Origin of the sequence: Amycolatopsis sp. NPDC051071 (assembly GCF_040682875.1) — a bacterium.
In the GTDB taxonomy this organism is placed as follows: Bacteria; Actinomycetota; Actinomycetes; order Mycobacteriales; family Pseudonocardiaceae; genus Amycolatopsis.
Genome location: NZ_JBFBBY010000240.1, coordinates 1 through 9,203, shown reverse-complemented (window position 1 = coordinate 9,203; position 9,203 = coordinate 1). Strand labels below are relative to the sequence as shown.

Below are 9,203 nucleotides of genomic sequence, written 5' to 3'. Positions count from 1 at the left end.
AGAAACTCGACCTTCACACCTTCCCGAAGTACAGGAAGGCCCCCTTCCTTGCGCTAGGCGCAAGGAAGGGGGCCTTCATGTACTTCACGCGAGCAACGCCGCAGGTGACGTGTAAGTGCTTAAGAGCGGGTTCGCTCTAACGACCCAAATCACTCACGAGTGCGCGACCGCCGGTGCCGCGACGGGTTCCGTGTACGCGTAGACCTCTGGTGGCTCAGGGAAAAGCTTGACCAGCGCGGGATAGGCGATTGCCGCCGTGCACAGCGTCACCACCATGCTGATGTCGACGCCGCCCGCGATGTCGTTGAACGGTCCGGCGATCATCGGGGTGTTGGCGGTCAGCAGCCCCAGTGTCGTCGCCGGGATCCACGCGGCCATCGCACGCCAGTTCACGCCGCGGGTGAACCAGTAGCGCCCGCCCTTGCGGCCCTGGTTGAAGACCTGGAGATCGTCCGGGTCATAAAACCCGCGCCGCAGCACGAAGCCGATCATCATGATCACCATCCACGGCGACGTGCACAGCACGATCAGCGTGGCGAAGGCGTTGATGCTGGAGACCATGTCCAGCACGAAGTTGCCGACGAAGATGAAGACGACGCTGAGCGTGCCGATCAGCAGTGTCGCCTGGACCCGGCTCAGCTTCACGAAGATCGAACTGAAGTCCAGGCCGGTCCCGTAGAGCGACGTCGTGCCGGTGGACAGCCCGCCGATCAACGCGACCACGATCAGCGGGATCGCGTACCAGAGCGGGGAGATCACGGTCAGGCCGGTGATGTAGTCGGCCGGATTCGCGACCAGTGTCGCGGTGGCGATGCCGAACCCGAACGGCAGCAACGTCGCCATCTGGGCCAGGAACGGCGCGGCCAGCAGGGAACGGCGGCTGTGGCGTGCGGGGATGTAGCGCGTCCAGTCGCCGAGGAACGCGCCGAACGAGATCGGGTTCGCCATCGTGGTGAGCGCGGCGAGGATCCAGGTCGGCCAGAAGTCGCCGAGGGCGTAGACGCCGGTGCCGGCGAACCCGGGATCGAACGTGCCGCCGTAGGCCACGATCCCGAGCAGCATGATCGTCGTGCCCAGGATGACGGCGACCCGGTTCACCAGCAGCATGAACCGGTAGCCGTAAATGCACACCACCAGCGTGGCGATCGCGATGACGCCGTACGCGACGCCACGAAGCACTTCACCGCCGTCGAAGCCGAAAAGCCGTTGTGCCGCACCGGCGACGGCGTCGCCGCTCACCCAGACCGAGATGGCGAAGAAAGTGATCGCCGTCAGCAGGGAGAGGAAGGAGCCGACACAACGGCCGACGACGCCGAAGTGCGCGCCGGAGGAGACGGCGTTGTTGGTCCGGGTGAGCGGGCCGAACAACGACATCGGCGAGAGCACCAGCGCGCCGACGACGACACCGGCGACGGTGGCGGCCACCGCCGCCCAGAAGCTCAGCCCGAAGGCGATCGGGAGGGTCCCGAGGATGATGGTGGCGAAAGTGTTCGCGCCGCCGAACGCCATCCGGAACAGGTCGCGAGGACGCGACGTCTGTTCCTCCGGTGGGATCGGCGCGATACCGTGCTGCTCGACTTCGGTGATCTTCTCACCCATGGGGACCTCCAAAGACGCAAGTAGTCCTCTAGTTGCGGAAGTTCGTGCCGCCAACTACCGCAACTAGAGGACTGAACGCGGTCAGGCGAAGCGGGTCATGACGTGCTTAACGCGGGTGTACTCGGCGAAGGAGTAGGACGAGAGGTCCTTTCCGTGGCCGGAGTGCCCGAAGCCGCCATGGGGCATTTCCGAGACCAGCGGCCCGTGGGTGTTGACCCAGACGCAGCCGAAGTCGAGTTCGCCCGAAACGCGGGTCGCGCGTCCGAGGTCATTGGTCCAGATCGACGACGCCAGCCCGTAGGGGACGCCGTTGGCCAGGCGCACCGCTTCGTCCTCGTCCACAAAGGACTGGACGGTGATGACCGGGCCGAAGACCTCCTCCCGCACGATCTCGTCGTCCTGCTTAAGGCCCGAGATCACGGTGGGGGAGTAGAAGAAACCGCGGTCACCGGCGGGTGCGCCGCCGGTCTCCACGCGGGCGTGCGAGGGCAGCCGCTCGACGAGCCCGCGCACGCGGCCGAGCTGCGCCTCGCTGTTGAGCGGGCCGAAGTCCCGGCCGGGTGCCTGTGCGGCGGCGGCCTTGGTGAGTTCCGCGACGAACTCGTCGTGGATCGCCGCGTCCACCAGCACCCGGCTGCCCGCGGTGCAGTCCTGTCCGGCGTTGTAGAACGCCGCGCCGACGATGCCTTCCGCCGCCTCGGTGAGGTTGACGTCGCCGAACACCAGCAGCGGCGCGTTCCCGCCGAGTTCCAGGTGTGTGCGTTTGAGATCGGCCGCCGCCACGGTGGCGACGTCGATACCCGCGCGGGTCGACCCGGTGATCGACACCATTTCGGTGATCGGATGCTTCACCAGCGCCCGGCCGGTGTCGCGATCACCGCACAGCACGTTGAAGGCGCCCCGCGGCAGGAACTCCGCCGCGATCTTCGCCAGCAGCACAGCCGTCGACGGCGTGGTCTCCGCCGGTTTCAGCACGACGGTGTTCCCGGCGGCCAGTGCCGGCGCGATCTTCCAGACCCCCATCATCAGCGGGTAGTTCCACGGCGCGATCTGCGCGCAGACGCCGATCGGCTCGCGGCGGATCGCCGAGGTGTGGCCAGGCAAGTACTCACCTGCCGCGGTGCCTTCGAGATGCCGGGCCGCACCGGCGAAGAACCGCAGCGCGCTGACGCACTCCGGGATCTCCTCGTCCAGTACGACGGCCCGGATCTTGCCGGTCTCACGGATTTCGAGGTCGGCGAAGTCGTCCGCGCGGGCCTCGACCGCGTCGGCGATCTTCAGCAGCGCCAGCTGGCGTTCGGCGGGTGTGCTCTTGCGCCACACCTTGAACGCGCGGGCCGCGGCCGCGAGCGCGGCGTCCACATCGGACTCCTCGGACAGCACGCTGGTGCCGAAGACCTCGCCGGTGGCGGGGTTCACCAGATCGAGTGTCCGCGAGCCCGACGCCGATACCTCGGCGCCGTCGACGAAGTTCAGGACCTGAGTCATTTCTTCTCCAGGTGGGTAGGCTCGAACATCTTCAGCAAGGCGGGGAGGACGACCACGGACGGGCCGGGCGTGACAAGGGACTCGGCGAGGTCCTTGCCAACAGTGTCCAAAGAGGACACCGTGGCGGCGACGCCGAAAGACTTCGCCAGCGCGGCGAAATCGGGTCGCGCCAGTTCGGTCGCGGTGGACCGGCCGAAGGCGCCGGTCAGGTATTCACGCAGGATGCCGTAACCGCCGTCGTCGATCACGAGCCACGTGACGTCCAGTTCGTGCTGGACCGCGGTGGCGAGTTCGGCGATGCCGTACATCGCGCCGCCGTCACCGGACACCGCCAGCACCGGGCCACCGGTGGCGACAGCGCCGCCGAGCGCGCCGGGCAGACCGTAGCCGAGCCCGCCCGCACCCTGCGCGGTGTGAATCGGCGAGCCTTCGGGGTTCCACACCGACCAGGCCCAGTAGGCCGCGATCGTCATGTCCCAAAACGTCTGCGTACCTTCGGGCACCGCCGCGCGGATGTCGTCGACGAGTTTGCGCTCGGCTTCGAGCGGCTGGCCGTCGAACCGTTCACGTACCTTGGCCAGCAGGCCGGTCACGGCGGCTTCGGCAACGCCGTCGGACCGCCGGAACGGCACCTGCTCCAGAAGCCCTTGCAGGGCAAGGCGAACGTCGGCGTGGATGCCCAGCGCCGGATAGTTCGACTCCAGTTTCCCGAGGTCGGCCTCGATCTGGACCAGCCTGCCGCGTGGCGCGAACTCGCGGTAATTGCTGGACAGCTCGCCGAGCCCGGAACCCAGCACCAGCAGCACGTCCGCGTCCGAAAGGAACTCGGTGCTGTGCCAGTCCTCCAGCCACGATTGCCCGGAAAGCTCATGGTCCCAGCCGAAGACGCCCTTGCCGCCGAACGTCGACAGCACTGGCGCACGGAGAGCCTCCGCCAGGGTCTTCAATTCCGCGTGAGCACCGGAACGCAGTGCGCCACCACCGGCGAGGATCACCGGCTTTTTAGCCGCGCCAAGGAGATTCGCGGCCTCGGTGATCAGCTCCGGCAGCGGTTCGAGCGGCGCCGGTTTCGCCGTCACCGAGGTGATTTTCGGCAGCTCCGTCGGCGCCAGCAGGATGTCCTGCGGGATCTCGACCCACACCGGACCGTACGGCGCGGTGGCCGCCGACTCCCACGCCTCGCGCAGCGCGGTCGGGATCTGGCTGACGGTCCGCACGACGTGCACCGACTTGACGACGTCACGGAAGCTGGCCTGCTGATCGGGCAGTTCGTGCAGATATCCGTGCCGTCCGCCGCCGAGCCCGGCGACGGGAATCTGGCTGGAGATGCCGAGCACCGGTACCGACGCGGCCCGGGATTCCTGCAGTGAAGCCAAAGTCAGCAACGCGCCAGGGCCGGTCGACACGATCATCGGCGTCACCGGGACGGGGCCGTCGGGGTTCGCGGCGAGCCGCGCGCGGGCGTGCCCGTCGGCCGCGAACGCCAGATTGTTCTCCACCCGGGAGCTGATCACCCGCAGGCCGTCCGTGCGCCGCAGTGCCTCGAACAGGCCGAGCGCGTGCTGGCCGGGCAGGCCGAACACGGTGTCCGCGCCGAGCGCGCGGAGGGTTTCGACGACGACGTCGCCGCCTATCCGTTCCGAGCCGGTCATACGCCCTTCCCCAAACTGAGCAGGCTTACCAGGTCGTAGGTGACGTGGGACGCCGCGATGGCGGTGATCTCCGCATGATCGTAAGCGGGCGCCAGCTCCACGACATCCGCCCCGATGAGGTTGCAGTCCCGCAGGCCACGCAGGATTTCCAGCAGTTCCCGGCTGGTCATCCCACCCGCTTCGGGGGTGCCGGTGCCCGGCGCGTGGGCGGGGTCGAGCACGTCGATGTCGACCGAGATGTACAGCGGGCGGCCGCCGATGCGCTGGCGCAGCGCGTCGACGGTCTCGGCGACGCCGCGGCGCATGACGTCGCCGGAGGTGACGATGCCGAAGCCGAGCCGCCGGTCCTCTTCCAGATCCCGCTTGCCGTACAGCGGGCCGCGCGTGCCGACGTGAGACAGCGCTTCGGTGTCGAGGATGCCCTCCTCCGACGCCCGCCGGAACGGCGTGCCGTGGGTGTACGGCTCGCCGAAGTAGGTGTCCCAGGTGTCGAGGTGCGCGTCGAAATGCAGCAGCGCCACCGGTCCGTGCTTCTTCGCCGCCGCCCGCAGCAGCGGGAGCGCGATCGTGTGGTCGCCGCCGACGGTCACCAGCCGCGTCCCGTCCGCGGTCAGCGCCTCCGCCTCCTGCTGAAGGGTCTCGATCGCCTCCCCGATGTTGAACGGGTTGAGCGCGACGTCGCCCGCGTCGACCACCTGCGTTTCGGCGAACGGCGAGACGTCGAGTTCCGGGTGATACGGGCGAAGCAGCCTGCTGGCCTCGCGGAGCGCGGCGGGGCCGAATCGCGCACCGGGACGGTAGGACACCCCGGCGTCGAACGGGACGCCGAGGACGGCGACGTCGGCACGCTCGACCTGATCGATCCGCGGAAGCCTCGCGAAGGTCGCGAATCCGGCGAACCGGGGCACCTTCGCCGAGTCGACGGGGCCGATCGGGTTCTGCACAGGCACGGTGTCTCCTTCTGCTTCAGGGCTACAGGGCTACAGGACTAGGAGGCGGCGAGTTTCGCCTTGGCCTCTTCTTCTTCGGCGACCGCGCTGCCGTTCAGGCGGCGGGTCCAGACGGTGAGGATCTCATCGGAGGTACGCGGGGTCAGGAAACTGACCAGCAGGTACACCGCGAGGCTGGAGCCGAGACCCCAGTAGATCGGGCTGTTGGCCTCGACGCCGTCGACGAACATGAACGTGATGACCACGATGGTGCCGACGACCATCGAAGCGAGCGCGCCCTGGCGGGTGCCGCGTTTCCAGGCCAGCCCGCCGATGATCGCGACCAGCAGGCCGCCGACGAGGATGTCGTAGGCGATGGTCAGCGCGTTGACCACGTCGTCGACGACCATGGCGATACCGATCGCGACGATGCCGAGGATCAGCGTGGTGACGCGGTTCCTGCTGACCTCGTCGCCGCCGGAGGACTTGAGGCCCAGCTTGGAGAGCAGATCCGACGTGCTCACCGTGGAGCAGGCGATGAGCGCGCCGCTCGCGGTCGACATCATCGCCGACAGCGCGGCCGCGAGGACAAGGCCGCGGACCCCGGCGGGCAGTTGGTCCTCGACGATGGTCGCGAACGCGTCCTGCGCGCTGGCCAATGTCGGGTAGAGCGTCTTGGCCGCGGTGCCGATCAGCGCGCCGGCGAGACCGTAGACCAGGCAGTAAACGCCGGAGATGACGCCACCGCCGGTGGCGATACCCGGTGTGCGGGCGGTGAACACACGCTGCCAGATGTCCTGGCCGATCAGGAGCCCGAAGCTGTAGACGAGGAAGTAGGTGAGGATGGTGTCGCCGCCGATGGCGGTGAGCTCGAAGTAACTCTCGTCCAGCCGCGCGGCCATCCCGTCGAAACCGCCTGCCGAGACGATCGAGACCGGCAGCAGGATGAACAGGATGCCGATGGTCTTGATGACGAACTGGACGATGTCGGTCAGCGTGATCGACCACATGCCGCCGAGTACCGAGTAGAGCACCACGATCGACCCGCCGATGGCGATGCCGACCCAGCTGGGGACGTTGAAGAGGACCTTGAAGACAGTGGCGAACGCCAGCGTCGAGGTGACGGTCAGCATCAGCGTGTACGCCCACATGACGACGCCGGAGATGGCGCTGGTGGAGCCGCCGTAGCGCAGATCGAGCATCTCGCCGACGGTGTAGACGCGCAGTTTCACCAGCCGTCGCGCGAACAACGTGTGCAGCACCAGAATGCCGACGCCGATCGCGATGACGAGCCAGGCGCCGGAGATGCCGTAGGTGTAGCCGAGCTTCACGCCGCCGACCGTCGAAGCGCCGCCGAGGACGACCGCGGACATCGTGCCCGAGTACATGAACCAGCCGAGGCGGCGGCCCGCGACCAGGTAGTCGGATTTGGTCTTGGCGAGCCGCAGCCCGAACCAGCCGACGCCGATCATGCCCGCTATGTACAGCGCGATCACCGCGTAGTCACCGGCCACGGTGTCCTCCTTGCCTTGGGGCTGTTCGCTTCGTTCGGGTCACCGTAGGTTCGTTAGCACCTTGAAGGACATGGGATGATCCATCCAAAGTTATCGACAAGTGAGGATGGAATGACCCAAACCCATGATTCGGTCGACTCGGAGGTGAATGTTCCGTTACGGGCCGTGGTCGGCAACCCGGAACTGGCGATCGACCCGGTCGTGGAGACACTGCGGCCCGGCGCGCTCGACGCCCCGGTGCGCTGGGCCCACGTCAGCGAGCTGCGGGATCCCGCGCCGTACCTGCTCGGGGCCGAATTGCTGCTCACCGCCGGGGTGAACCTGCCGGTGGAGCCCGCCGAGGTCGACCATTACGTCCGTCGGCTGGTGGACGGCGGGATCTCGGCGCTGGGCTTCGGGCTCACCCCGGGCGCCCACGAGACGTTGCCGCCGCCACTGCGGACGGCGTGTGTGCGGCACGGCCTCCCGCTGCTGGTGGTCCTGCCCCGGACGCCGTTCCTGGCGATCAGCCAGGCGGTTTCGGTCGCGCTGGCCGAGGCGGGACAGCGGGAACAGCGGCGGATCGCGGTCGCGCGGGAGGCGCTGACCAGGGCGGCGGGTGACGGGCTCGGCGAACTGGCGAGCGCGCTGGCCGGACGGCTGCGGGCGTGGGTGGCGCTGGTCGGCGTCGGCGACGTCCTCGCCGCCGGCCACGGCGCGCCGTCACCGCTGCCCGCCGAAGTCCGGGAACTGGTCGCCACGCTGCGATCCGGTCGCGGGATCCGCAGTGCGACGACGGAACTACCCGACGGCACGCAGGTCGTCGGGCAGCCGGTGTACCCGCAGGCGACGGCATCACATCTGATCGTGGTCGGCCGCGGGTCACGCTTCGACGGCGCGGACCGCGCGATCCTTTCGGTCGGGGCGTCGCTGCTCGGGCTGGCGGGCCGCGCCGGTTCGGACGCGGCCGGGCTCGGCGCCATCGCCACGGCGTTGTTGCTGGGGGAGACCGGTGTGGCGGGCGAGGACGAACACCGCCTGGTTGCCGGGATCGCCTACCGCCGCGGCCCCGACCAAGTCGCCGCCCGCTACGACTGGCTGCGTGCCCGGCTGGACACCCCGCTCGTGCGGACGCGGCCAGGGCCGCGGTTCGACGCGATCGTCGTCGAGGCGCCGGAGATCGGCGACCTCGACCGGCTCCGCGCCGACGGCTGGCTCGCCGTGGTGAGCTCACCCGTCCCCGCCGAGCGGCTCCCCGAGGCGGCCGCCGAAGTGGAGTTGCTGCTGAAGCGAGCCAGCGCGCTGGAGCGGCCGGTGGTGGCGGAAGCACCGGGGCTCGGGCTGGACGCGCTGATCACGCCGAGCGCGGCCGCCGGATTCGCCGCCAAGGCGTTGGCGCCGCTGCGTGAACTCGACCGGAAGGGGGAGCGGGAACTGGTCGAGACACTGCGGACCTGGCTCGCGCACCACGGCGGCTGGGACCGGACGGCCGCCGAACTCGGCGTGCACCGCAACAGCGTCCGGCACCGGATCGGGCAGATCGAACGGGCGCTGCAGGTGGATCTGGCGGATCCGGAGATCCGGATGCGGCTGTGGTTCGCGCTGCGCTGGTCGTGAGTGGGATCCAGCCCTAACTAGTCAGGACCCCCTGGTTGGCGTAGTCAGGCCTCCTACCAGGGGTTTCCGGCACCTAAATGTCCATCCGCAGCGAACACCTGCCCGTTACGACCGTTTTCAAGATCCAGGTAACCGATCCTGCCGGTCTGGACCAATGTCCGCAGGGTGCTGACCTGCGCATACGCAGCTCACCGGGTACCTGACTAGTTATGATGATCCAGCCCTGGTCGGCCAGGGGATTCAGGCGCCGTTGATGAAGGAATTGGGACGCTGATCGTCCCAATTCCTTCATCAACGCGAGGTCCCTCGATGCTCGACGGTGCTCGTGGTGTCCTGAAGGCCTCCTTTGAGAACGTGGAAGTGTAGAAAGAGGGCGTAAGGACACCAGCGCGGGGGGGGGTGCGGAGGGGGAGGCAGTGTTGAGA

General features: G+C 68.4%; 6 protein-coding genes. 1 reads left to right on the top strand and 5 read right to left on the bottom strand.

Annotation, left to right across the window (positions count from 1 at the left end):
• Nucleotides 1-153: 153 nt before the first annotated feature.
• From AB0M65_RS38505 to AB0M65_RS38485, 5 genes are all read right to left on the bottom strand, one after another.
• On the bottom strand, nucleotides 154-1,599 hold the full coding sequence (locus AB0M65_RS38505; RefSeq protein WP_364039752.1) for a cytosine permease: 1,446 nt from the start codon (nucleotides 1,597-1,599) through the stop codon (nucleotides 154-156).
• A gap of 81 nt (nucleotides 1,600-1,680) precedes the next feature.
• Nucleotides 1,681-3,087: an aminobutyraldehyde dehydrogenase gene (locus AB0M65_RS38500; protein WP_364039749.1), complete on the bottom strand. Its 1,407-nt coding sequence runs from the start codon at nucleotides 3,085-3,087 to the stop codon at nucleotides 1,681-1,683.
• Nucleotides 3,084-4,739, bottom strand: coding sequence for a thiamine pyrophosphate-binding protein (locus AB0M65_RS38495; protein WP_364039746.1), 1,656 nt, complete (start codon nucleotides 4,737-4,739; stop codon nucleotides 3,084-3,086). Before AB0M65_RS38495 ends, AB0M65_RS38500 begins: the two co-directional genes overlap by 4 nt.
• Nucleotides 4,736-5,689: an agmatinase gene (gene speB, locus AB0M65_RS38490; protein ID WP_364039743.1), complete on the bottom strand. Its 954-nt coding sequence runs from the start codon at nucleotides 5,687-5,689 to the stop codon at nucleotides 4,736-4,738. Before speB ends, AB0M65_RS38495 begins: the two co-directional genes overlap by 4 nt.
• Before the next feature lie 38 nt (nucleotides 5,690-5,727).
• The gene (locus tag AB0M65_RS38485; RefSeq protein ID WP_364039740.1) at nucleotides 5,728-7,182 is read right to left on the bottom strand and encodes a sodium:solute symporter; all 1,455 of its coding nucleotides are present in this window, start codon (nucleotides 7,180-7,182) and stop codon (nucleotides 5,728-5,730) included.
• Nucleotides 7,183-7,293: 111 nt separating this feature from the next.
• Between AB0M65_RS38485 and AB0M65_RS38480 the strand changes: the two genes are divergently transcribed.
• On the top strand, nucleotides 7,294-8,778 hold the full coding sequence (locus tag AB0M65_RS38480; protein ID WP_364039737.1) for a PucR family transcriptional regulator: 1,485 nt from the start codon (nucleotides 7,294-7,296) through the stop codon (nucleotides 8,776-8,778).
• The last annotated feature ends 425 nt before the right edge of the window (nucleotides 8,779-9,203 follow it).